18 protein-coding genes are annotated in these 23,907 nt (G+C 62.0%); 6 read left to right on the top strand and 12 right to left on the bottom strand.

The window, feature by feature from the left end; translation table 11 throughout:
- Positions 1–135: 135 nt before the first annotated feature.
- From HJC00_RS01405 to HJC00_RS01415, 3 genes are all read right to left on the bottom strand, one after another.
- Positions 136–2,667, bottom strand: a complete 2,532-nt coding sequence (locus HJC00_RS01405; protein WP_221163544.1) for a HAMP domain-containing methyl-accepting chemotaxis protein — start codon at positions 2,665–2,667, stop codon at positions 136–138.
- A gap of 311 nt (positions 2,668–2,978) precedes the next feature.
- Positions 2,979–3,122 carry a hypothetical protein gene (locus tag HJC00_RS01410; RefSeq protein ID WP_210629163.1) on the bottom strand — a complete coding sequence of 48 codons (144 nt, stop codon included), beginning with the start codon at positions 3,120–3,122 and terminating at the stop codon, positions 2,979–2,981.
- Between the two features lie 145 nt (positions 3,123–3,267).
- Positions 3,268–4,449 carry an NAD(P)/FAD-dependent oxidoreductase gene (locus HJC00_RS01415; RefSeq protein ID WP_210629164.1) on the bottom strand — a complete coding sequence of 394 codons (1,182 nt, stop codon included), beginning with the start codon at positions 4,447–4,449 and terminating at the stop codon, positions 3,268–3,270.
- 125 nt (positions 4,450–4,574) lie between these two features.
- Here HJC00_RS01415 and HJC00_RS01420 point away from each other — a divergent pair, with 125 nt between their 5' ends.
- From HJC00_RS01420 to edd, 5 genes are all read left to right on the top strand, one after another.
- A complete protein-coding gene (locus HJC00_RS01420) occupies positions 4,575–6,011 on the top strand; it encodes a glutamine synthetase family protein (RefSeq protein ID WP_210629165.1) in 1,437 nt (478 codons plus the stop codon).
- A gap of 7 nt (positions 6,012–6,018) precedes the next feature.
- Positions 6,019–7,314 (top strand): FAD-binding oxidoreductase, encoded by a 1,296-nt coding sequence (locus HJC00_RS01425; protein ID WP_221146744.1) that lies wholly within the window; start codon positions 6,019–6,021, stop codon positions 7,312–7,314.
- Positions 7,315–7,447: 133 nt separating this feature from the next.
- Positions 7,448–8,923, top strand: coding sequence for a glucose-6-phosphate dehydrogenase (gene zwf / locus HJC00_RS01430; protein ID WP_210629167.1), 1,476 nt, complete (start codon positions 7,448–7,450; stop codon positions 8,921–8,923).
- A 10-nt stretch (positions 8,924–8,933) separates the two neighbouring features.
- Positions 8,934–9,632 carry a 6-phosphogluconolactonase gene (gene pgl, locus HJC00_RS01435; RefSeq protein WP_221146745.1) on the top strand — a complete coding sequence of 233 codons (699 nt, stop codon included), beginning with the start codon at positions 8,934–8,936 and terminating at the stop codon, positions 9,630–9,632.
- 78 nt (positions 9,633–9,710) lie between these two features.
- A complete protein-coding gene (gene edd, locus HJC00_RS01440) occupies positions 9,711–11,531 on the top strand; it encodes a phosphogluconate dehydratase (protein WP_210629169.1) in 1,821 nt (606 codons plus the stop codon).
- An 83-nt stretch (positions 11,532–11,614) separates the two neighbouring features.
- On the opposite strand, the gene HJC00_RS01445 is transcribed toward edd, so the two are convergent.
- The 6 genes from HJC00_RS01445 to HJC00_RS01470 all read right to left on the bottom strand — a co-directional run bounded on the left by HJC00_RS01445 (position 11,615) and on the right by HJC00_RS01470 (position 18,666).
- Positions 11,615–11,968, bottom strand: a complete 354-nt coding sequence (locus HJC00_RS01445) for a hypothetical protein (protein ID WP_009996042.1) — start codon at positions 11,966–11,968, stop codon at positions 11,615–11,617.
- 176 nt (positions 11,969–12,144) lie between these two features.
- Entirely contained in the window at positions 12,145–13,233 is a 1,089-nt protein-coding gene (locus tag HJC00_RS01450; RefSeq protein WP_210629170.1) for an ABC transporter ATP-binding protein, read from the bottom strand.
- 21 nt (positions 13,234–13,254) lie between these two features.
- Positions 13,255–14,907 (bottom strand): alpha-glucosidase, encoded by a 1,653-nt coding sequence (locus HJC00_RS01455; protein WP_221146746.1) that lies wholly within the window; start codon positions 14,905–14,907, stop codon positions 13,255–13,257.
- A gap of 33 nt (positions 14,908–14,940) precedes the next feature.
- A complete protein-coding gene (locus tag HJC00_RS01460; RefSeq protein WP_210629172.1) occupies positions 14,941–16,104 on the bottom strand; it encodes a carbohydrate ABC transporter permease in 1,164 nt (387 codons plus the stop codon).
- 1 nt (position 16,105) lies between these two features.
- Entirely contained in the window at positions 16,106–17,119 is a 1,014-nt protein-coding gene (locus HJC00_RS01465) for a carbohydrate ABC transporter permease (protein WP_210629173.1), read from the bottom strand.
- 185 nt (positions 17,120–17,304) lie between these two features.
- Positions 17,305–18,666, bottom strand: coding sequence for an ABC transporter substrate-binding protein (locus HJC00_RS01470; protein WP_210629174.1), 1,362 nt, complete (start codon positions 18,664–18,666; stop codon positions 17,305–17,307).
- 291 nt (positions 18,667–18,957) lie between these two features.
- Between HJC00_RS01470 and HJC00_RS01475 the strand changes: the two genes are divergently transcribed.
- Positions 18,958–19,986 (top strand): substrate-binding domain-containing protein, encoded by a 1,029-nt coding sequence (locus HJC00_RS01475; RefSeq protein ID WP_221146748.1) that lies wholly within the window; start codon positions 18,958–18,960, stop codon positions 19,984–19,986.
- On the opposite strand, the gene folD is transcribed toward HJC00_RS01475, so the two are convergent.
- The 3 genes from folD to HJC00_RS01490 all read right to left on the bottom strand — a co-directional run bounded on the left by folD (position 19,987) and on the right by HJC00_RS01490 (position 23,786).
- Positions 19,987–20,886 (bottom strand): bifunctional methylenetetrahydrofolate dehydrogenase/methenyltetrahydrofolate cyclohydrolase FolD, encoded by a 900-nt coding sequence (gene folD, locus HJC00_RS01480; RefSeq protein WP_221163545.1) that lies wholly within the window; start codon positions 20,884–20,886, stop codon positions 19,987–19,989.
- 121 nt (positions 20,887–21,007) lie between these two features.
- Positions 21,008–22,774 (bottom strand): succinoglycan biosynthesis protein exop, encoded by a 1,767-nt coding sequence (locus HJC00_RS01485; RefSeq protein WP_221163546.1) that lies wholly within the window; start codon positions 22,772–22,774, stop codon positions 21,008–21,010.
- A gap of 172 nt (positions 22,775–22,946) precedes the next feature.
- Positions 22,947–23,786, bottom strand: a complete 840-nt coding sequence (locus HJC00_RS01490; protein ID WP_210629178.1) for a WecB/TagA/CpsF family glycosyltransferase — start codon at positions 23,784–23,786, stop codon at positions 22,947–22,949.
- Positions 23,787–23,907 lie beyond the last annotated feature (121 nt).

A 23,907-nucleotide genomic window follows, 5' to 3' on the forward strand; every position in this document is an offset into this window, starting at 1 on the left:
AACAAGGGCTAAATTAGAGGAAAAGCGTTAAGGAAAATTTTCCGTAAATCAGGGCGGCAGTGAGCGCGATTCTGGAACAAAAGAAAACGGCCCCGGGAAGAGCCGGGGCCGTTTGGATGAGAAAAGGATCAGCGATCAGGCGGCGCGGTAGACCTGGGCCTCGGCCGCCTCGCCGTGGATCTTGAACTGCTGGATGAGGCGGCGCAGCGCATCGGCCTCGTCGGCGAGTTCGCGGCTGGCAGCGGTCGTCTCCTCGACCATGGCGGCGTTCTTCTGCGTCATCTGATCCATCTGGTTGACCGTCGAGTTGACGCTCTGCAGCGCGTTGGACTGATCGTGGCTGGCACGGGCGATCATCTCGACATGCTGGCTGATCGTGACGATCTGTGCGCTGATCTTCGCAAGCACGGTGCCGGTTTCCTGGACGAATTGCGAGCCGGAGCTGACCTCGCTGGTCGACTTGTTGATCAGCCCCTTGATCTCCTGCGCGGCAGCGGCGGAGCGCTGAGCGAGTTCGCGGACTTCCATGGCGACGACTGCAAAGCCCTTGCCGGCCTCCCCGGCGCGCGCTGCCTCGATGCCGGCGTTGAGCGCCAGCAAATTGGTCTGGAAGGCAATCTCGTCGATGACGCCGATGATCTGCTCGATCTGACGCGAGGCTTCCTCGATGCGGCCCATGGCGTCGATCGCATTGCTGACGACGACGGCGGAATCGTCGGCGCTGCGCTTGGCCTGGCGGACGATCTGGTCGGCATCCTTGGCGCGTTCGGCCGACGAGCGGACCGTGACGGTGATCTGATCGACGGCGGCGGCGGTCTCTTCGAGCGAGGCGGCCTGCTGTTCCGTGCGCTTGGAGAGATCCTCGGCCGAACGGGCCATCTGGTTGCCGTTGCCCTGGATCAATTCGACGTTGTCACGGATCTGGCTCATCGTCGCCTGCAGGCGCAGCATCGAGCCGTTGAAATCCTGGCGCAGCTGTTCGAGACGGCCGATGAAGGGTGTCTCGATCGTCGTCGAGATATCGCCCTGCGACATGCGCTCGAGGCCGGCGGCGAGTGCGTTGACCGCGAATTCGATCTGGCGATCCGTCTCGCGCTTTTCGGCATCGTTGCGCTGGCGCTCGTGTTCGGCGGCAGCGCGCTCCTCGTCGCTCTGTTCTTCTATGCGGATCTTCGAGATGGCGTTTTCTTTGAAGATGCCGAGTGCCCGGGCCATGTCGCCGATTTCGTCGTGGCGCTGCTCGCCCGATATGCTGGTATCCAGCGCGCCTTCGGCGATGCGGCGCATGGCGCCGGTGATCTGGCTGATCGGACGCTGCAGCGTCAGCACCAGAGCGATGCCGCCGAGGATCGACAGGAGGATGCCGAGGCCGGTGGTCATGACGGAGATGCTGTTTGCCTGGGTGCGCTCGGTGCCGGCCGTCTGCTTCTGCAGTTCGGCGAAATCGGTGAGCTTCTTCCAGATGCCGTCGAGTTCCTGGCGGGCCGCTGCATAGGCCGTGACGCGCTCGCCGATCGTATCGACGATCTTCGAGCCGCCGCCGGAAATGGCGTCGAGCGCCGGCTTGATCGCCTCCGATATGCCTTCGGCAAAACCCATGCCCTTGGCGCTTGTTGTTAGCACTTCCATGTCCTTGCCGAGCGTGCCGGTCTGCTGTTGCAGACGGACGAGATTTTCCTTGCTTGAATTGGCGAGGAAATCGGAAAGGACGATCTGCAGCGCGTAGACGGAGTTTTCGAGACGCCGCGTATCCTGAAGGACGGAATTGGTCTGGGCGATGCGGCCTTCCAGTTCGGCGAAACGCTGTGTCGCCTCACGCATCTTCTGCGTCGCGGTGAGCTGCGTATAGGTCGAGGTCTGGCGGAAGCGGGACACGAGACGACCGAGCTCGGTGATGTTTTCCTCCGTCGGGCTGGGCATCTCGGCGATCTGCTTGATGCTGTCGATGGTCGCAGCCAGCGAATCGATGACATTCTTCTGGTTGGTGGGGACCGAGATTGCGATCAGCCGCTGGGACTTCATGATCTCCGGCAGCTGTTCCTTGATGTAGGCGATCTTTTCCTCAGGCGTCTGCGGCTTGCTGTAACCGCTGGCGACGCTGCCAAGGAAATCGCCGCCCTTCAGCAGGCGGTCGGCCGTGCGCAGCGTGATCGTGGCGGCGCCCTCGTCGCGCTGAAGCGCGGTCTGCAGTTCATCGGCCTGATAGGAGACCGTGAAGCGGGTGCTGATCAGGCTCTTCTGCGCCGCGTCGATCTGCTCGTGCAGCTTCTGCTCCTGCTCGTGCAGGCCCCAGAGCTTGTCGACGACGCCGGAAATATCCTTGGTGCGGCGCGATGCCTCGGCAAGGCTGTCGCGGCCGGCGGCCTCTTCTCCGACCTGATCCAGCGTCTGGTCGAGCACGCCCTGCTGGGTCTTCAGATCCGACAGCAGCTTGTCGCGCGCCTCGGGGCTGGTGACGCGCAGGAAATCGTCCATCGAACCGTAGAGATCCTTGAATCCGCTCAGCGACTGCAGCACGCTGTTGGATATTTCCATGCGGCCCTGGAGAAGCCCGGATGCGTAAAGGCCGGTCAAGCCCACCGCCGAAATGGTGACGACAAAGGGCAGAACGAAGATCAGAACCTTGGTCTTGATCCTGAAGCGGGAAAGAATCTTGTCAATCAACATGGCGTTCCGAGCCTTTCATACACTACTCCTCCCGCGGGCAGCCATAAGGCGCGCCAGCCGAGTGCACATCGAACTATTCTCTTTCCATCGGGGAACCTGGAGGCCAGGCGGCAGTCATTGCCGGTTCATGTCCAAGCAGAGTTGGAAACGCCCAAATAATCGCGGGCAATAGTGTCAGATTAGATATTAATTTTCAGATAAGCGGTCATGGTGACTTAAGCCAAGGCGGTGAAATAATTGCAGATTATGCGCCACGCAGCCGCAGTGTTGCGAACGGGGGCCGCAAGTTTGCTTGTCGACGCTCGGCAAGATCAGATGAGGTGAGCGAGCAGCAGCGCCAAGCTGGCGGCGGTCGCGCCGGCTGCGAGCATCAGGTATCGCAGGGTGGCGATGCGGGCGTCGGGTTTTGCCTGGGCGATTGCGATGGCGCGGGCGCGTCGTGCGTTTCTGTTCATGCTCGAAACCTCACTTTTGTGACACAACAGTCCAACAAAAAGGCCTGCCGGTAAAGCTTAATTTGGGAAAAGCTTTCAGAGCCGGCAATTGAGACAGGATGGCGCACCTCTCTTAAGAAGTCTTGAATCGTTATACCGGATATTTCTATGCGCATTCGCCGGCGGCAAAGCCGGAAGCCCAGGCCCATTGGAAATTATAGCCGCCGAGCCAGCCGGTGACGTCGACACATTCCCCGACGAAATAAAGGCCTGGAACGGTCTTTGCTTCCATGCTGCGGGAATCGAGCGCCGCCGTGTCGATGCCGCCGAGCGTCACTTCGGCGGTGCGGTAGCCTTCAGAGCCGGACGGTTTGATGATCCAGTTCTGGGCGCTGGCGGCCAGCCGCTGCAGCGCCTTGTCGGGCAGATCGGCCATATTGCCGGCGATCTTTTCCCGCTCGACGAGAAACTGGGCCAGCCGCTTCGGCAGGATATCGCCGAGAGCTGTCTGGGCCGACTGGCGGCCTTTCAACTGCTTTGCCGTCTTCAGCTGCGCTGATATGTCGACATCCGGCTCGACCGCGACAACGATTTCATCGCCCTCCCGCCAGTAGGACGAGATCTGCAGGATGGCGGGACCGCTTAAGCCCCGATGGGTAAACAGCAGCGCTTCGCGAAAAGCGGTGCGGCCATGGCGGATTTCGGCAGGTGCGGAAATGCCGGCAAGCGGCGCTAAGCTTGCAAGCAGGCCGGGATCGAGCGTCAGCGGCACGAGACCCGGGCGGGTTTCGAGCACGGCCAGGCCGAACTGCTCGGCAAGGCGATAGGCAAAGCCGGTGGCGCCCATCTTCGGGATCGATTTGCCGCCGGTCGCAACGATGAGAGAGGATGCCTCGAAGACGCTTTCGCCCGTGGAGACGCGGAAGCCAGCCTCACTTCTCTCGACACCTGATATTTCGGTGCCGAGATGCAGGCCCGCGCCGGCCGCGCGCATCTCGTCCAGCAGCATGCGGATGATGTCCTTGGCGCTGTCGTCGCAGAACAATTGGCCGAGCGTCTTTTCGTGCCAGGCAATGCCGTGTCGGTCGACCATGGCGATGAAATCGGCGGGCGTGAAACGGGCAAGCGCCGACTTGCAGAAATGCGGATTGGCGGACAGGAAATTCTTCGGCTCGGCATGGATATTGGTGAAATTGCAGCGACCGCCGCCCGATATGCGGATCTTCTCGCCAGGCACCTTCGCATGGTCGATGACGACGACCGAGCGGCCGCGTTTACCCGCGCGAATGGCCGCCATCATGCCGGCGGCTCCGGCGCCGATGATGATGACGTCGCTTTTGTGCTGCAAACCCTTTTCCCCAATCCAACCGGCGTCTTCTTTTCCATCAAAGGGCGAAAGTCAACGTTCTCAACCCCTCGCCAATTGGCAAACTCCGGCTATGATGGCGCCACGATCAACCAAACCGGTGTGTCATGTCCCCAAAAAAGACGACGCTGAAGCCTGCCAGAAACGTACCCGCCTCGACGAAAACACCTCCGGACCCCGGATCCCTGCGCGGCGTTGCGAACTGGAAGGAAGCGGCGCAGTGGCTGAGGGCCAGGGGCATCGAAGACATCGAATGCATCACGCCGGACCTTGCCGGCGTGCCGCGCGGCAAGATGATGCCGAGTTCCAAATTTACCTCCAACACCTCGCTGGCGCTGCCTTCGGCGATCTACCGGCATACGATTTCCGGCGAGTATCCGGAGGAGACGGAGAGCTTCCGATACGAGCCGCGCGACAGCGACCTGAAGCTGATGCCCGACCTTTCGACGCTTTCGGTCGTCCCCTGGGAGACCGACCCGACGGCCCAGGTGATCTGCGACATCGTCGATTCGGACGGCGGGGAAGTGCCCTATACGCCGCGCAACGTCTTGAAGCGGATCATGAGCCTCTATCACGACCGCGGCTGGAAGCCGATCGTGGCGCCGGAGATCGAGTTCTATCTGGTCGCCAAGAATGACGACCCCGACTATCCGCTGCATCCGCCGAAAGGCCGCTCCGGCCGCTCGATCCTCGGCGGCCAGGGCTATTCGATCGCCGGCATCAACGAGTTCGACGAACTGATCGACGATATCTACCACTTCTCCGAAAAGCAGGGGCTGGAGATCGATACGCTGATCCACGAGGAGGGACCGGCGCAGCTCGAGATCAACCTGCGCCATGGCAATCCGATCGAGCTTGCCGACCAGGTGTTCCTGTTCAAGCGCACGATCCGCGAGGCGGCGCTGAAGCACGACATCTACGCGACCTTCATGGCCAAGCCGATGCAGGGGCAGCCGGGCTCAGCGATGCATATCCACCAATCGGTGGTCAATATCGAGACGGGTAGGAACGTCTTCTCTAATCCGGACGGATCGGCCTCGAAGGAATTTTTCCATTTCATCGGCGGCATGCAGAAATTCGTGCCGAGCGCGATGGCGATGCTGGCCCCCTATGTGAATTCCTACCGCCGCCTGCAGCCCGACATGTCCTGCCCGGTCAACAATGCCTGGGGCTACGACAACCGGACGACCGCCTTCCGCGTTCCGGTTTCCGATCCGCAGGCGCGGCGGGTGGAAAACCGGCTGCCGAGTTCGGACGCCAATCCCTATCTGGCGCTCGCAGCCTCGCTCGCCGCCGGCCTGCTCGGCATCATGAGGCAGATCGAGCCGACGGCGCCGACCGAGGATTCGGCCAATGAAGGCTCGATCGACCTGCCGCGCGGTCTGCTGGAAGCCGTGGCGCTGATGGAGGACGAGCTCGCCTTCGAAGAGGTGTTCGGCAAGCAGTTCATCGGCCTTTACGCCGGCGTCAAGCGCGGCGAGTTCGAGACCTTCATGCAGGTGATCAGTCCCTGGGAGCGGGAGTTTCTTCTGCTCAACGTGTGAGGATATCATGGCGTCGCAGGAGATGTGGCAAAGCCCGATTGCGCCCGGGCTATCCTGGTACCAGGCAAACGTCGGGGAGCGACCGACCTACGCCGCTCTCGACGGCTCGAGGACATGCGACGTCGCCATTGTCGGCGGCGGCTATACCGGCCTGCAGGCCGCCTACAACCTCGCCAAGTCGGGCGTTTCGGTGGTGCTGGTCGAGGCATGGCGCTTCGGCGACGGAGCCTCCGGGCGCAATGGCGGCCAGCTCGGCACCGGCCAGCGGTGGTGGCCGGAAGAGCTTGAGGAAAAGATCGGCTACGAACGCTCGAAGGCGCTGTTCGATGTCGCCGAGGCGGCCAAGCGCCATCTTCTCGATTTCGCCAGGGAACATCAGATCGAGATCGATTACGTGCCTGGCCAGCTCAACGTCGCGCACAAGGCAAGCTACGAACGCGACTATCGTGAGAATGCGGAAATCGCCGCTGAGCGTTACGGCTATCCGCATTTGCGCTTCATGGACCGGAAGGAAACGCAGGAGCGGCTCGGCTCAAACCGTTTCCACTGCGGCGTGCGTGATGTCGGCACCGGCCATATTCATCCGCTGAAGCTGCTCATCGGGCTGGCGCGGGTGGCCTCCAATGCCGGCGCTGATATCTTCGAGATGACCCCTGCAAAGGCGATCCGCCAAACCGGCGGCAAGGTGATGATCGAAACCGAAAGGGGAACGATCACCGCCGACCGGGCGCTGATCGCCTGCAACGGTCATATCGGCAATCTGGAGCCGGTGACGGCAAGTCATGTCATGCCAATCCGCTCCTTTATCGGCGCCACCGTTCCGCTTGAGGCCTATCCCGATGTGCTGCCGGGAGGCGAAGCTGTCGCCGATTCGCGCTTCGTCGTTCGCTATTTCCGCAAAGTCGAAGGCCGCCTGCTGTTCGGTGGCCGCGAGGCCTATACGGCGGACAATCCCCGGGACATATCGCGGCACATCCGACGGCAGATCGGCGAGGTCTATCCTGGCTTGAAGGATATCCAGATCACCCATGCCTGGGGCGGCAGCGTCGGAATCACCATGCCGCGCCAGCTTTTCGTGCGCGATGTGATGCCCGGCGTCACCTCGATCGGTGGTTACTCCGGCCATGGCGTCATGCTGTCAAACTACTGTGGCAGGCTCTATGCGGAAACGGTGCTTGGCAAATCCGGCGATCTCGACCTGTTCAGATCGCTCGATATTCCTGCCTTTCCCGGCGGAGCCCGGATGCGGGCGCCGCTGCTTTTCCTCGCCTTGTCGTGGTTTGCGCTTCGCGACAAGTTTTAGTCCGATTGCGGATTTCCTCTTCCGGCAATTCGCTCTAAAACCGGAGCCCGACAGATTCATTGCACTGCACACTGGCTTTTTTAAATCGATTAGATTAAAAGGGCCGCAACCAGCCTGATTGAGAGACAAGCTCATGAGCAGCCAGATCATTCCCGTTGAGCCCTTTGATTGCGTCGTCTTCGGCGGCAGCGGCGACCTTGCCGAGCGGAAGCTTTTGCCCGCGCTCTACCATCGCCAGATCGAGGGCCAGTTCAAGGAGCCGACGCGTATCATCGGCGCCTCGCGCAGCCCGCTTTCGCATGAGGAATATCGCAAGTTCGCCAGGGACGCGCTGAAGGAACACCTGAAGAAAGGTGAATACGACGAAGACGAGGTCGAGAAGTTCTGTGCCCGCCTCTATTATGTTTCAGTCGACGCCCGCACGGACACCGGCTGGGATGAGCTGAAAAAGCTGCTCGACGAAAGCAAGGATCGGGTGCGCGGCTTCTATCTGGCGGTTGCACCTGGCATCTTCGGCGACATTTCGCAAAAGATCCATGATCACAAGCTGATCACCAAGTCGACCCGCATCGTCGTCGAAAAACCGATCGGCCGCGACCTCGCCTCGGCGCTGCAGCTCAACGACACGATCGGCCGCGTCTTCAAGGAAGAGCAGATCTTCCGCATCGACCACTATCTCGGCAAGGAGACGGTGCAGAACCTGATGGCGCTGCGTTTTGCCAACGCGCTCTATGAGCCGCTGTGGAACGCCAACTACATCGATCATGTGCAGATCACCGTGGCGGAATCGGTCGGCCTCGAAGGCCGCGCCGGCTATTACGATACCGCCGGTGCGCTGCGCGACATGGTGCAGAACCACATCCTGCAGCTGCTCTGCCTGACCGCGATGGAAGTGCCCTCGTCGATGGATTCGGAAGCCGTTCGCGACGAGAAGCTGAAGGTGCTGCGCGCCCTGAAGCCGCTCGACGCTTCCAATGTCGAGCAGGCGACGGTTCGCGGCCAGTACCGGGCCGGTGCATCGAGCAGCGGCCCGGTCAAGGGTTATCTCGAAGAGCTCGAAGGCGGCGTCTCCAACACCGAGACCTTCGTCGCCATCAAGGCGGAGATCAACAACTGGCGCTGGGCGGGTGTGCCCTTCTACATCAGAACCGGCAAGCGCCTTACCGGGCGCATGTCGGAAATCGTCATCACCTTCAAGCCGATCCCGCATGCGATCTTCGACCAGGCGGCCGGGCGCATTGTCGCCAACCAGCTGATCATTCGCCTGCAGCCGGATGAGGGGGTCAAGCAGTCGCTGATGATCAAAGATCCGGGTCCGGGCGGCATGCGCCTGCGCAGCGTATCGCTCGACATGAGCTTCGCCCAGGCCTTCAATGTCCGCAATCCCGACGCCTACGAGCGCCTGCTGATGGACGTGATCCGCTCCAACCAGACATTGTTCATGCGCCGCGACGAAGTCGAGGCCGCATGGAGGTGGGTGGATCCGATCCTCAAGGGTTGGGAAACGACCGGCCAGCAGGTGCAGGGCTATACGGCCGGCACCTGGGGCCCGAGCCAGGCCATCGCGCTGATCGAGCGCGACGGCCGCACCTGGCATGACGACATATAGGACGACACCGATGGCATCGAACCCGCATTCCTTCGCCAGTGCTGCCGACCTCGCCGACAGCCTCGCCGACACGGTCGCCGACAGGCTTTCGGCGGCAATCGCCGCCCGCGGTGCGGCGTCCATCGCCGTTTCCGGCGGTTCGACGCCGAAGGCCTTCTTCCAGGCGCTTTCGACACGCGACATCGCCTGGGACAAAGTGACGATCACGCTGGTGGACGAACGTTTCGTGCCGGCCGACAATGCCCGCTCGAACCACCTGCTGGTCGATGCCAACCTTCTTCAGAACAAGGCAAAAGCGGCGCGTTTCGTGCCGCTTTACCAGCCGGCATCCTCCGTCGAGGAGGCCGCACGGCTTGCGACGGAAAAAAGCGACGAAATCGGAATACCCTTCGACGTCGTCATCCTCGGCATGGGCGGCGACGGCCACACGGCTTCGTTCTTCCCCGGCGGCAGCAATCTTGCCCGGGCGCTCGACGCGTCGACGCCGCGCGGCGTCATCACCATGGAAGCGGAAGGAGCCGGCGAGCCGCGCCTGACCTTCACCTTCTCCAGTCTTCAGGATGCCGCACTCCTGGTGCTCCATATTGAGGGCGAAGGCAAAAAAGACGTTCTCGCAAAGGCGGAAGGCAGCGGTGACGAGGCAGAAATGCCGATCCGCGCCGTTCTGCGCCGGGCCACTTCCCCGGTCGAGATCTACTGGGCTCCCTGATCGGCCCCAGACCGGATCCGGATTTCAGGCCGGAGCCGCCGAAAGAGATAGAGACAACGAACAAGGCAGGGATTTTCCATGTCCGCTCATGCACGCATTTCTGCGATCACCGATCGCATCGTCGAACGCTCGAAGCCGACCCGCGAGCGCTACCTGGAACGCCTGCGCGCCGCCGCTTCCAAGGGTGTGCAGCGCTCGGTGCTCGGCTGCGCCAACCTCGCGCACGGCTTCGCGGTCTGTTCCCCCGCCGAAAAGGATGCGCTCGCCGGCGACCGCATACCCAATCTCGGCATCATCACCGCCTATAACGACATGCTCTCGGCCCACCAGCCGTTCGAGACCTATCCGGCGATCATCCGTGAGGCGGCCGCCGAGGCAGGCGGTGTCGCTCAGGTGGCCGGCGGCGTGCCCGCAATGTGCGACGGCGTCACCCAGGGACAGCCGGGCATGGAGCTCTCGCTCTTCTCGCGTGACCTGATCGCCATGGCCGCGGGCGTCGGCCTGTCGCACAATATGTTCGATGCCGCCCTCTTCCTCGGCGTCTGCGACAAGATCGTGCCGGGCCTCGTCATCGCCGCACTATCCTTCGGCCACTTGCCGTCGATCTTCGTTCCCGCCGGTCCGATGACCACAGGCCTGCCGAACGACGAGAAGTCGCGCGTGCGGCAGCTCTTTGCCGAGGGCAAGGTCGGGCGCGCCGAGCTTCTGGAGGCGGAATCGAAATCCTATCATGGTCCCGGCACCTGCACCTTCTACGGCACCGCCAACTCCAACCAAATGCTGATGGAGATCATGGGATTCCACATGCCGGGCTCCTCCTTCATCAACCCCGGCACGCCGCTGCGGGAAGCGCTGACGCGCGAAGCCGCCAAGCGGGCGCTGGCGATCACCGCACTCGGCAACGAATTCACGCCAGCCGGCGAGATGATCGACGAGCGCTCGATCGTCAACGGCGTCGTCGGCCTGCATGCGACCGGCGGCTCGACCAACCACACGCTGCACCTCGTCGCCATGGCGCGGGCAGCCGGCATCCAGCTCACCTGGCAGGACATTGCCGAGCTTTCGGAAATCGTGCCGCTGCTTGCCCGCGTCTATCCGAACGGGCTTGCCGACGTGAACCATTTCCAGGCGGCCGGCGGCATGGGTTTCCTCATCAAGGAACTCCTCAAGCACGGGCTGGTGCATGACGACGTGCGCACCGTCTTCGGCCAAGGCCTCGAGGCCTATACGGTCGATGCCCGGCTCGGCGAGAACCGCACCGTGTTGCGCGAACCGTCGCCGGAGAAGAGCCACGATCCGAAGGTGCTTTCCAGCATCGAGACGCCGTTCCAGGCCAATGGCGGGCTGAAGATGCTGCGTGGCAATCTCGGCAAGGCGGTCATCAAGATCTCCGCCGTCAAGCCGGAGCGCCACGTCATCGAGGCGCCGGCGATTGTCTTCCACAGCCAGCAGGAACTGCAGGACGCTTTCAAGGAAGGCAAGCTCAACCGCGATTTCATCGCGGTCGTACGCTTCCAGGGGCCGAAGGCGAACGGTATGCCGGAACTGCACAAGCTGACGCCGCCGCTCGGCGTGCTGCAGGACCGCGGCTTCCGCGTGGCGCTGCTCACCGACGGGCGCATGTCGGGCGCATCCGGCAAGGTGCCGGCAGCAATCCACGTCACGCCGGAAGCGGTCGATGGCGGCCCAATCGCCCGCATCCGGGACGGCGACATCATTCGCCTCGACGCGATCAAGGGCACGCTCGAAGTGCTGGTCGATGCAGCCGACATGGCCGAGCGCGAGCCGGTGAGCATCGATCTCTCCGACAATGAATTCGGCATGGGCCGTGAACTCTTCGCCCCCTTCCGCCGCGCCGTCGGCGCATCCGATCAGGGCGCCAGCGTGCTCTTCCACTGAGCGCAATCAGTTTAAACAAGAAAAACCCGCGGGGCGCCTGAAGCGTCCCGCGGGTTTTTCTATGAGCGGTCCGAGACTATCCGTCAGGCGCGGATATCGAGGACGTAGTCCTTGTGCGCGGGGTGCGTGCTGTAGACGAAGATCTTGTTCAGCTCCTTCTGCGTCAGCAGCCGCAGGAAGCGAACCTCGATCGTATTGTTGGCGTTGACCTTCATCAGCAGGCATCCGACCTTGGTGATGCGGGCATCCGGAATATCCAGATAGAACTGCTTCGGCAGGTTGAACTGGGTCAGGATGGCCAATGTTGCGCTGCTCATCGAGATGCGGACAATGTCGCAGCGGCGCGAAGCCGCGTGCATGACGCCCTTTTCCGTATATTCGATGCGCGCGGCGTTCATCGTATCCTCCATTTTGAACCGCGCCTCGCGGTCATACATGAAGGACTCTTCCTTGCTCAGGAAATGAGATCTTGGCTGTGACGGATTGGAAGCGGCCACCTGCTTATCCCCCTCATAAAGTGATGAGGAAAAGGTAGCAGCCGATCTTTAACAGAAAGTGAGAATTCGGCTGCCTCCATATAATTCCCGGGATTACCACCCCAAAAATGGCCGCCTCATTTCCGGTATGTATGGCCGCTCGCGTCAAAGAGATGCAGCCTCTGCCGATCGGCGGCAAAGCGCATCTTCTGGCCCTTATGGACATCGTAAATGCCCGGCAGCTTGACGACGATCGGCTCGCCGGGCACCAGGCCCTCAATATAGAGCAGCGTCACTTCGCCGAGCGCTTCGACGATCGACACTTCGCCCTCGAAAAGATAGTCGGCGCCGTCGGCGATCCTCAGATCTTCGGGACGGACGCCGAAGCTCGCCTGCTTGCCCTTCTCGGAGGCATCGGTCGCCACATCCAATGTCACCGACATGCCGCCGGTCAGCGTCACGGTCGTCTGGCTGCCGGTCCCGGCGATCGTCGCCGGAATGATGTTCATGGCGGGCGAGCCGATGAATTTCGCGACGAAGAGGTTGGCGGGGCGCTCGTAGAGCTCCAGCGGCGCACCGACCTGCTCGATATTGCCGGCCGACAGGACGACGATGCGGTCGGCGAGCGTCATCGCCTCGACCTGGTCGTGGGTGACGTAGATCATCGTCGTATCGGCCATCTGCTCATTGAGACGGGCAATTTCGATACGCGTGGCGACGCGCAGCGCGGCATCGAGGTTGGACAGCGGCTCGTCGAACAGGAAGACCTTGGGATCGCGGCAGATGGCGCGACCGATCGCCACGCGCTGGCGCTGGCCGCCGGAGAGCGCCTTCGGCAGCCGGTCGAGATATTTGGTCAGCTGCAGACTCTCGGCCGCCGCGCGGACGCGGCGGTCGATCTCCTGCTTGTTTTCGCCGGCGATCTTCATGCCGAAGGCCATGTTGTCGTAGACGGTCATGTGGGGGTAGAGCGCGTATGACTGGAAGACCATGGCGATGCCGCGCTTCGAGGGCGGCACGTCATTGACGAGCTGGCCGTCGATATACATCTCGCCGCCGGTAATCGCCTCGAGACCGGCGATCATGCGCAGAAGCGTGGACTTGCCGCAGCCGGACGGACCGACGAAGACGATGAATTCGCCCTGCTTGATATCGAGGTCGATACCATGGAGAACATCCACGGAACCGTAGGATTTGCGAATGTCCTTCAGTGTCAGTCCAGTCATTTCTCACTCCCCTCCTGATCCTTAGGCGAGACGGGCGAAATACGCCCCCCAGGCCGGAATATCGATCTTGTCGCCATAGTTGTTGCTGGTAAAGCCATGGCCCGTCAATGCCTGCCATTCTCCCGCAGGCAGAGTGACGCCGGTCTCGGCCGGGCTCATGTTGAAGATGCAGAGCAGCTTCTCATCGGCGTGTTCGCGGGTGAAGACCAGGCTATCGCCCTGCGCCTCCTCGAATTCGATCTCACCCTTGGCAAAGGCCGGGTGCAGCTTGCGGAAGGCAATGAAGCGGCGATAGTGCTCCAGCACCGAAGTCTCGTCGCCCTGCTGGACGTTGACGGCGCGCAGAATGTGCTCGACCGGAACCGGAAGCCAGGGCTTGACGGTTGAAAAACCGCCCTGGGCGACGTGGCTGTCCCAGACCATCGGCGTACGGCAGCCGTCGCGGCCCTTGAATTCCGGCCAGAACTGAATGCCATAGGGATCCTGCAGATCCTGATAGGCGAGATCGGCCTCGGTCAGGGCCAGTTCCTCGCCCTGGTAGAGGCAGACGGAGCCGCGCAACGTCAAGAGCAGCGAAGCATAGAGCTTGGCAAAGGCGTCGTGATCGGCGACCAGCCCGCCCCAGCGGCTGACGTGACGCATGACGTCGTGATTGGAGAAAGCCCAGCAGGCCCAGCCATCGGGCGCGGCAGCCTCGAAATCCTCCATCACCTCCTCGACGCGCTCCGGCGTCAGCGGATCGGGGGCAAGGAATTCGAAGGCATAACACATATGCATCTTGTCATTGCCGGAGGTATATTCGCCGACGATTTCGAGGCCGCGCTGGCTGTCGCCCACCTCGCCGACGGCGGCGATTGCCGGAAACTCCTCGAGGACGGCGCGGAAGCGCTTCAGGAAGGCAAGGTTCTCCGGCCGGTTCTTGTCGTAGATATGCTCCTGGAAATTGTAGGGATTGACCGCCGGCGCCGTCGAGGCGTTGCGCCGCTCAGGGGCAAGCGCCGGATTGTCGCGCAGGAGCGGATCGTGGAAATAGAAATTGATGGTGTCGAGGCGGAAGCCGTCGACGCCGCGATTGAGCCAGAAGCGCACGACATCGAGCAGGCGGTCCTGCACTTCCGGATTATGCAGGTTCATATCCGGCTGCGAGGTCAGGAAATTGTGCAGGTAATACTGCATGCGCGTCGGATCCCACGCCCATGCGGAGCCGCCGAAGATCGACAGCCAGTTGTTCGGCGGCGAACCATCGGGTTTGGCATCGGCCCAGACATACCAGTCAGCCTTGGCATTGGTCTTGCTGGAACGGCTCTGCACGAACCAGGGGTGCTGGTCCGAGCTGTGGGAGATGACGAGGTCGATCATCACACGGATGCCGAGACGATGGGCCTCAGCGATCATCGTGTCGAAATCCACCAGCGTGCCGAAAATCGAATCGACGTTCTCGTAATCGGAAACGTCGTAACCGAAATCGCGCATCGGTGAGGTGAAGAAGGGCGAGATCCAGATCGCATCGACGCCGAGGCTTGCCACATGCGGCAGGCGGGCGGTGATGCCCTTCAGGTCGCCGATGCCGTCGCCGTTCGAGTCCTGGTAGGAGCGCGGATAGATCTGATAGATCACCGCGCCGCGCCACCAGTCCTTGTCGGGAGTCAAGATCGATTGAGGAGCCACGTTCATGGAATATCCTGTCTGAAGTCAGTTTGGAAATGGTCAGCCGCCCTTGACCGAACCCGCCAGCAGACCACGCACCAGATAACGCTGCAGTCCGAAGAAGACCAGCAGCGGCACGACGATAGTGACGAAGGCCGACGCCGTCAAAATCTCCCAATTGCCGCCGCGCGAGCCGAGCAGCGCGTTCAGCCTGCCGGTCAGCACGAGGTGATCCTGGTCAGTGCCGAGGAAGACCATGGCGACGAGCAGGTCATTCCATACCCACAGGAACTGGAAGATGGCGAAGGAGGCGAGTGCCGGGAAGGACAGGGGCAAAACGATACGAACGAAGATCTCGAAGTCGCTTGCGCCGTCGACGCGGGCGGATTCGATGATCTCCTTCGGCAGGCCGGCGATATAGGCCCGCAGGAGAAAGATGGCGAGCGGCATGCCGAAGGCGGTGTGCGCGAACCAGATGCCAGGATAGGTCTTCGACGGCTGGCCAAGCATATTGCCGATCTCGTTGTAGAGACGCAGCAGCGGAATCAGCGACATCTGCAGCGGCACGACGATGAGGCCGACCACAAGCGCAATCAGCAGCGCGCGCCCGGGAAACTCCATCCAGCTCAATGCATAGGCGGCAAAAGCGGCAATCAGGATCGGGATGATCGTTGCCGGGATCGTCACCGTCAGCGAATTGATGAAGGACTGACCGATGCCTTCGCCGGTCAGAACCGTCTTGTAGTTCTGCAGCGTGAACTCCGGCGGCGCGGAGACGGACACGTAGATGCGCCGCGGCCGCTCGTCGGGCGAAAAGGCCGTGTTCTTCATGTAGCGATAGCTGCCGTCGCTGTTGATCTGCAGGCTCTCGCCATCGCCGAGATCGGCGGTCTCGCCGGCTTCAAAAGCGGCCGGTTGCTGCACGCGGTTGCCGAAGGATTTTACCGAGCGGCCGGTCTGCCCTTCCAGCACATTGCCTGAAATGACGTAATCGGCGCCTTCCTGCTTTTGCTGATCGGGCGTGCCCAGGCGGACGGCGACAGTCTGCGTCGAGCCGACGAAGGACGTCCACCAGCCGGAGACGACGATCTGGTCCTTGTCGCGCAAGGCGCTGACGAAGATGCCGAGCGTCGGGATCAGCCAGATGATGACGATCAGCAGAACGGCAAGGTGAACGAAGAGACGGGCGGGGCCGATCTTGAAGTAGCTTCCGACAGCGGTCATCTCAATGGCCCTTCAGTTCGCGGTTGGCGCGGCGCACGTTCCAGACCATGATCGGCGTGACGGCAAGCATGATGATGATGGCGATGACCGCACTTCGGCCGGAATCGCCGCCACCGCGGAACATCCAGTCGAACATCAGGTTCGCCAGCACCATGGTCTGCCACTGGCCGTTGGTCATGGTCAGCACGATGTCGAAAACCTTGAGGACGAGGATGGTGATCGTCGTCCAGACGACGGCGATGGTGCCCCAGACCTGCGGCACCATGATGCGCCAGAAGATCTGCCAGCCATTGGCGCCGTCGATGACGGCGGCTTCGATCGTCTCCTCGGGAATGCCGCGCAGCGCTGCCGAGAGGATGACCATGGCGAAACCAGTCTGGATCCAGATGAGGATGACCATCAGGAAGAAATTGTTCCAGAAGGGAACCGAGATCCAGACTTCGGGCGTGCCGCCGAACAGCTGGACGATGGCGTTCAAGAGGCCGATCTGGACGTCGTTGCCGCCGCGATATTCATAGATGAATTTCCAGATGACCGAGGCGCCGACGAAGGAGATCGCCATCGGCATGAAGACGATGCTCTTGGCGATATTGCCCCACCAGATGCGGTCGGTCATCACCGCGATCACCAGGCCGAAGAAGGTGCAGGCGGCCGGCACGACGGCGAGCCAGAGGATGTTGTTGAAGATCGACTGGCGGAATTCGCGGTCACCGATCGCCCATTTGTAATTGGCCACGCCGACGAATTGCTGGCCGGTGCGGTCATAGAAGGAGAGAATGAAGGTCGCGACGACCGGGTAGACGAGATAGACGAAAAGCAGGAAGAGCGCCGGGCCGAGAAACAGCCATGGCCGGATGAGCGCACGGCGGTTGAGGTTGCGCGAGGCGGCGCGGATGTCGCCGTCCTTCACCGGCAGAGCGAAATCGAGGATCTTATTCGAAAAATAGAAATAGGCCGAGCACGCGACAACGGCGGCGACCACGACGCCCAAAGCGGACACTATCTGCAACAGCATTACGTCCCTCCCCTGCTTCCCCTGATCTTATTCCGACCGGCTTTCATTCTGACGGGTCAAGGCCGGCCACCGTCAATATGTTTGCATTGCCCAATCACAATATATCCCATTGGCCCGGCTCTTTGCGAACCCGGCCAGTCATGGAGCGTATGCCGCCGGCAAACCGGCGGCATCGTTTTGAAAGATTATTTGATGCCGTCCCAGGCGCTCTGGATTTCGCCGGCGGCCTCCTCGGCGGACTTGCCGCCGACGAAATCAACCATGCCCGTCCAGAAGGCGCCGGCGCCGATCTTCCCCGGCATCAGGTCGGAACCGTCAAAGCGGAAGGTGGTGGCGGACGTCAGGATCTCGCCTTCCTTCTTCATTTGCGGATTGGCATAGGCATCGGTGCTGACGCCCTTATAGGGCGTCAGGAAGCTCGACTGCGCCATCCAGACTTCATGCGCGATCGGGGTCTTCAGGAAGTCGATGAAGGCGCGGGCCGTCTTCGAGTCCTTGGTGATCGAGACGAGCGTGCCGGCGCCGAGCACCGGCTTGCCGAGTTCGGGATGCGAAGCATAGGTCGGCATATAGAAGAAGTCGGCATCCTGTCCGAGCTTCGTGCCTTCAGGGAAGAAGGACGGTATGAACGAGGCCTGATGGTGCAGGTAGCACTTCGGCGGAACGGTGAAGAGGCCCTTCGGGCTGTCGCGGAAATCGGTCGATGCCACGGCCGCGACGCCACCGTTTACATATTTCTCGTTCTTGGCGAACTTGCCGAATTCTTCGATCGCGGCAACGACGGCCGGATCGGTGAACTTCAGCTCGTTCGTCGTCCATTTGTCATAGGCTTCCGGCGACTGCATGCGCAGCATGATGTCCTCGACCCAGTCGGTCGCCGGCCAGCCGGTGGCGCCACCGGAACCGAGACCGATGCACCAGGGAACGCCGCCATCCTTGACGATCTGGTCGGTCAGAGCATGGAGCTCTTCCATGGTCGTCGGGATCTTGTAGCCGGCTTCCTCGAAATTCTCCGGAACGTACCACACCAGCGACTTGACGTCGGCCTTATAGGGGAAGGCGTAGAAAGCTTCCTTGCCGTCCTTGCCCTTGTAGGTGCCGTAACCGACCCAGCTGTCGCCGGCGCCGTAATTGTCCTTGATCCACTTGGAATTGTCGTCGCCGAGCGGCGTCAGGAAGCCCTTGCCGGCGAGGTCGGCCAGAAGGCCCGGCTGCGGCAGAACGGCGATATTCGGCGGCGAGCCGGCCTGCGTGTCGATGACGATCTGCTGTTCGTAGTTTTCGGAAGAGGAATATTTGACGTCGATTCCGGTCGCTTCGGTAAAATAGGCGAGAACGCTGCGGAAGAACGCCTCGTCCTCACCGCGCCACGGGCCGAAGATCGTCAGCGGCTGCCCCTTCAGATCGGCATGAGCGGCCTTGAATTCGTCATAGCTCTTCCAGTTGAACTTGGCATCCTGTCCCGGGGCAAATTTCAGGTCGGCCGCGGACGCAGCACCGGCAAAAAGCGCCGCCACGGCAACGCCCATCAAAAATGACTTTTTCATGTGATCAACCTCCCATCACAAAACCGCGCCAAACTTCTTCATCGGAAATTTTCAAAGCGCTTTGGCACCCCAACTCATTCCACTTTCGGTGGAGCGAAGTCAAGTCATTTCGCTAAAAGTCGCGGCAGACATGCGGAATAGCGCCGTCTCACCAGTGTCTATTGGGCAATATGGAGCGATTTTTCTTGAGTCAAGCGCGCCAAATGAATACATAATTGAAAGCGCTTTGGCTGTCGCTGGGAGGCGGCTTGCCCGTCGAGGCGCCAAGCGGGCCGGGAGGAAGCATAGCAGGTGAATCTCAAACAGCTATCGGAATTGCTGGGGCTTTCGCAGACGACAGTGAGCCGAGCGCTCAACGGTTATCCCGAGGTCAACGAGGCGACCCGAGAGCGCGTGCTCCAAGCCGTGAAGGAAACCGGGTACCGGCCGAACAAGGCTGCGCAGCGGCTTGCGACCGGCAAGGCAGGTTCGATCGGCCTCGTCATGCCGACGGCGCCCGGCCACCAGTCCGACGTGCATTTCGGCGAATTCCTGGCTGGACTCGGCGAGGAGGCCGTGCGCCACGATTTCCATTTCGTCATCATGCCGTCCGATCCGGACGACGAGGTGGCGGCGCTCCGGCGGCTTGCGATCAGCGGTAATGTCGACGCGCTGTTCATCGCCTATATGCGCGCTCACGACCCGCGGCTCGCCATGCTGAAATCGCTCTCCATGCCCTATGTCGTCCACGGTCGCTCCTTCGGCGCGGAGCCGGATTATCCCTATCTCGACATCGACAATGAAGGGGCCTTCTACGACGCGACGCGGCTCTTGCTGCAGCTCGGCCACACGCGTTTTGCCTTGATGAATGGGCCGATACATCTCGATTTCGCGATCCGCAGAAGGAACGGCGTCATCTCAGCCCTTGCCGAACGCGGCCTCACGCTGGAGGAGGATTGCATGAGCCACGCACTGATGACAGACGAACTGGGCCTGCTGGCGATGGAACGGTTCCTGCAACTGCCGGAACGGCCGACGGCGATCCTCTGCTCCAGCACGGTGATGGCGCTCGGGGCGATCCGCGCGGTGAACCAGGCCGGATTGCGGCTCGGCGAGGACATTTCGCTGATCGCCCATGACGACGTGCTGCCGCTCTTGAAGCCGGAAAACTTCTCGGTGCCGCTGACGACGACACGCTCCTCGCTGCGGGCCGCAGGCGTTCGCATCGCCCAGCGGCTGATCGGCACGGTGAAAGAGGCCGGCCCCTTCCCCGAACAGGAGCTCTGGAAAACCGAGTTGATCGTCAGGGCCTCGACGGGCCCAGCCCCGCAGCAACCATAATCAGAACTGCGGCGGCGTCTGCCCGGCGGTGCGATGGGCGGCGATGACCGTATTGGCCATCAGCATGGCGATGGTCATCGGGCCGACGCCGCCCGGAACCGGCGTGATGGTGCCGGCGACCTCGGAGACCTCGCGGAAGGCGACGTCGCCGACGAGCCGGGTCTTGCCCTCGCCCTTCTCAGGAGCCGGCACGCGATTGATGCCGACGTCGATCACGGTCGCGCCGGGCTTGACCCAATCGGCCTTGACCATTTCCGGCCGGCCGACGGCGGCGACCAGAATATCGGCGCTGCGGCAGACTTCGGCGAGATTCTTGGTTCTCGAATGCGCGATCGTCACCGTCGCATTGGCATTGAGCAGCAGTTGCGCCATCGGCTTGCCGAACAGGTTGGAACGGCCGATGACGACGGCGTTGAGGCCGGAGAGATCCTCGCCATGGGTGCGGCGGACGAAGACCATGGCGCCGGCCGGCGTGCAGGAGACCAGACCGGTCTTCAGGTCGCCGGTGGCAAGCTTGCCGGCATTGACGACGCTGAGGCCGTCGACATCCTTTTCAGGCAGGATGGACTGAATGATCGGCTCGCTATCGAGCGGCTTCGGCAAGGGCAATTGCACAAGGATGCCATGGATCGACGGATCGCCGTTGAGGGTGGCGACGAGGCCTGCCAGATCCTCCTGCTTGGTCTCGGCCGGCAGCGTGTGCTGGACCGACTTGAAGCCGCATTCCTTGGCCATGCGGCCCTTGGAGCCGACATAGGCGTGGCTTGCCGGATCGTCGCCGACGATGATGACCGCAAGGCCGGTGGTGACGCCGCTGCTCTTTTCCAGCGCTGCCGTCGCACTCTTGACCGTCTGAATTACCGATGCAGCTACGTTCTTGCCGTCGATTACTGTCGTCACGCGTCTCTCCGCCCTGTTTAGCGTCAATCTATGGATAGTTGACGAGCGTCAAATGCCCGCTAACGCCCTATCCTGTCGGAAAGCGGCAAGGCAATATCAAATTTGCAAGGAAATGGTTGGTTCAGCGCCGCGGTTGCCGCGTTTCCATCACATGAACACGAAGCCGGTCCCGCAGGCCTGAGATTTGGGAGCGCAGCAGTTCGACCTCGTCGACCGCAGCAGAGGCCGGCACGGGCGATGGCGGCGGAGAAGGGACGGACGCGGACGCCGGCACATCCATTGCCGGAGCCGCGACGGATTTGCGCAAGGACAGCAGGAAAGCCAGTGCGACAGCGACTGCCAGGCCTGTGGCGGCGCCGGCCAGAGCGCGGCCGGTCAGACCACTCTTTGCCGATGTCGCCGATGCCAGCGGCGGCTTCAAAACGGTGATATGGCCGTCGCCTGCCGCCGCCGATACGGATGCCGCATCATCCAGGCGCGAGCGGGCGGCATTCGCCTTTTCGCGCAGTTCGGTCAGCCGCGACAGATCGACGCCGGTATCCCGGCTCTGGGCGATCAGCATGTTGCGGCGCTCGTTCAGTCCCTTGCGCGCATCGACCGCAGCCTTGGCAGCGGCATTGGCGACCTGAGCGAGCCGGGCAAGCTCCTTGCCCATGTTCTCCTTAAGCCCATCCGTTTCGGCCTGCTGCTGCAACAGGCGGGGATGGCGTGGGCCAAGCTCAGCCGAAAGCTGCGCAAACGTCGTCCTTGCGACCGCATATTTGTCGCGCCAGTCCTGCATCGCCGGCGAGAGCATGCCGGAGGGCAACGAACCATCCAGCACGTCGGCAAGCTTCGCCGCCTTCAGCCGGTCGGCCTGCGCCTTGGCCGCGAGAATGTTCTGGTCTGCCTCTTTCAGATCGGCATCAAGCCGGTCGATCTGACGACGAAGGTCGATCGCTACCTTGACATTGCCATCGCCGCTCTTTGCCGTGAAGGCGGAAAGCTCGGCCTGAGCCTCGTCATAGGCCTTACGCAGGGTGGCGTCGGTCTCAGCGCTCCGACCTTGGCCGCTGCCTGTGGAACCGGTTTCGGCAAGCCGCGCGGCGATGCGCATGGATTTGCCACTGTCGCCGGTCGTCACCCTGACGAGAATCGTGCCGGCGGCCGCATCGGGCACGATCTCAATCGCTTGTTTCAGCGTGGCTTCGGCGCGCGAGGCCGGATCGGCGGCGGCACCGGTTCCCGAGAGGAGATCGAATGCAATGCCGAGCGCATTGGTGCTGGAACCGGCAAATTCAGGATCGCGATCAAGTTTCAACGCAGCGACCGTCGAGGCCACCGTGCGCGCGGACACTAGCCCCTTTGCCGCAGCCTGCGTGAAAGCGGCGCGGCTTGCGGCATCCGTTTTCACAGCAAGCGTCGTTTCGGCGCGGTAGTGGACAGGCGCAGCCGGCATCAGCATCGGCAGACCGGCGCCCAGGATTGTTGCGGCAGCGACCATTACCGCAAAGCCGGTCCTGCCCGCGCGGGGTTGCGGTGCCGCCGGGCGGGGCTCGACCGGTTCCTGATGACTTGCGGCCGGCAGTTCGACCGAAATTGCCGTCTCGCCGGCGGGAACCGCCGGCTCCCCATATCGTGCTGGTTCCGTCGGAAGACGATGGCCGACATCATTGGCAGCCCGGAGACGGTTGCCGAGAATGGTTTCGATGCGGTCGACGAGCGGCGCCTCGGGCGCCGCCTTCACGCGCTGCTCTTCCAGCACACGGCCGATGGCGCGCAGCAGGTCGGCTTCGGGCGGGGCGATATTCGCTCCGCTCGATCGGGACTGCCGGTAGTGATCGTCATGGGCGCGCGGCCTTGCGGCTGCGCGATCGAGAAAACTGCTTCTGGCCCTGCTATCGTACATTTGCACCACATCTCATGCACATGATGGCCAAGTTTACTCATCCGCACGCGATGCAGATGATTAAGCCACTCTAAATATTCATGGCAAAGAAATGGTTAACCGCGACCGGCAAGAATTGCGGTCCGGTTCTCGATAGCGCTGCCTGCGCGTCAAACGCGCGGGCAATTCAGGCTCAGCTCGCCTTCTTGCGATCGGCCGCCGGCTGCACGATGCTGCGGGGCTCTTCGGGATGGCCGAGAATTCTTTCGCGCCGGCGGAAGCGGTAGCGCAGCACATGAAAGAGGAAGACCGGAATGCCGACGATATAGCGCCGCCAGAGGCGCGCGGGCTCCTGTATCAGGCGATAGGCCCATTCAAGACGCATCATCCGCACCGTCTTCGGCGCCCGCGGCACGGCGCCGGAGACGAAGTCGAAGAGAGCGCCCACCGTCAGCACCAGGCGCGCATGGTCGGCGCGGATATTGTCGTGAACCCATTTCTCCTGCAGCGGTGTCCCCATGCCGACGATCAGAATATCGAGTTTCTGGCGCTCGATCTCCTCGATGACATCCGTGGAGTCGACCTTGTCGAAAAAACCGTCGGAAATAACGACAAATTCATGCCAGGGCGTGTGCTTGTGGAAATTTTCTGCCGCCGCCTCGACGACCGAGCGCTTGCCGCCGATAAGACCGATGCGGCGCGGGGCCTCCATGAAGGTGAGGAAGGCCGGGACGAAATCAGTGCCGTTCAAATTGGCGGGAAATGGCGCGCCATGGGCGATCTGCGAAGCGATGTTGAGGCCGATACCATCAGGCAGCACCAGATTGTGCGACATGATCCGGTAATATTCATCGTCCCGCAGGGCCGTCAGCATGTTATGGGCGTTGACGAAGCAAACCACGGTCTGACCGACGGGGATGGAGGCGAGCTCGTTGATGAAAACGAGGGCATCGTCCCAGCCGAGATCGCAGACCGGCAGATCGAAGATCGTCCGCCGCGACGCAAGCACCGCGAAGTTTGCAATCAAATTCATTCCTACCTCCTGCCGAGGGTGCTTCATGCGCCCGACATCCCGGAAAACAAGCCCATATTCCGCACCCCGGAGGTCTCGAAAGGACCGGTCGCGTCACGCATGGAAAGGCGTCGCCCCGATA

It is taken from the genome of Rhizobium sp. NLR22b (genome assembly GCF_019685295.1).
Classification (GTDB): domain Bacteria; phylum Pseudomonadota; class Alphaproteobacteria; order Rhizobiales; family Rhizobiaceae; genus Rhizobium.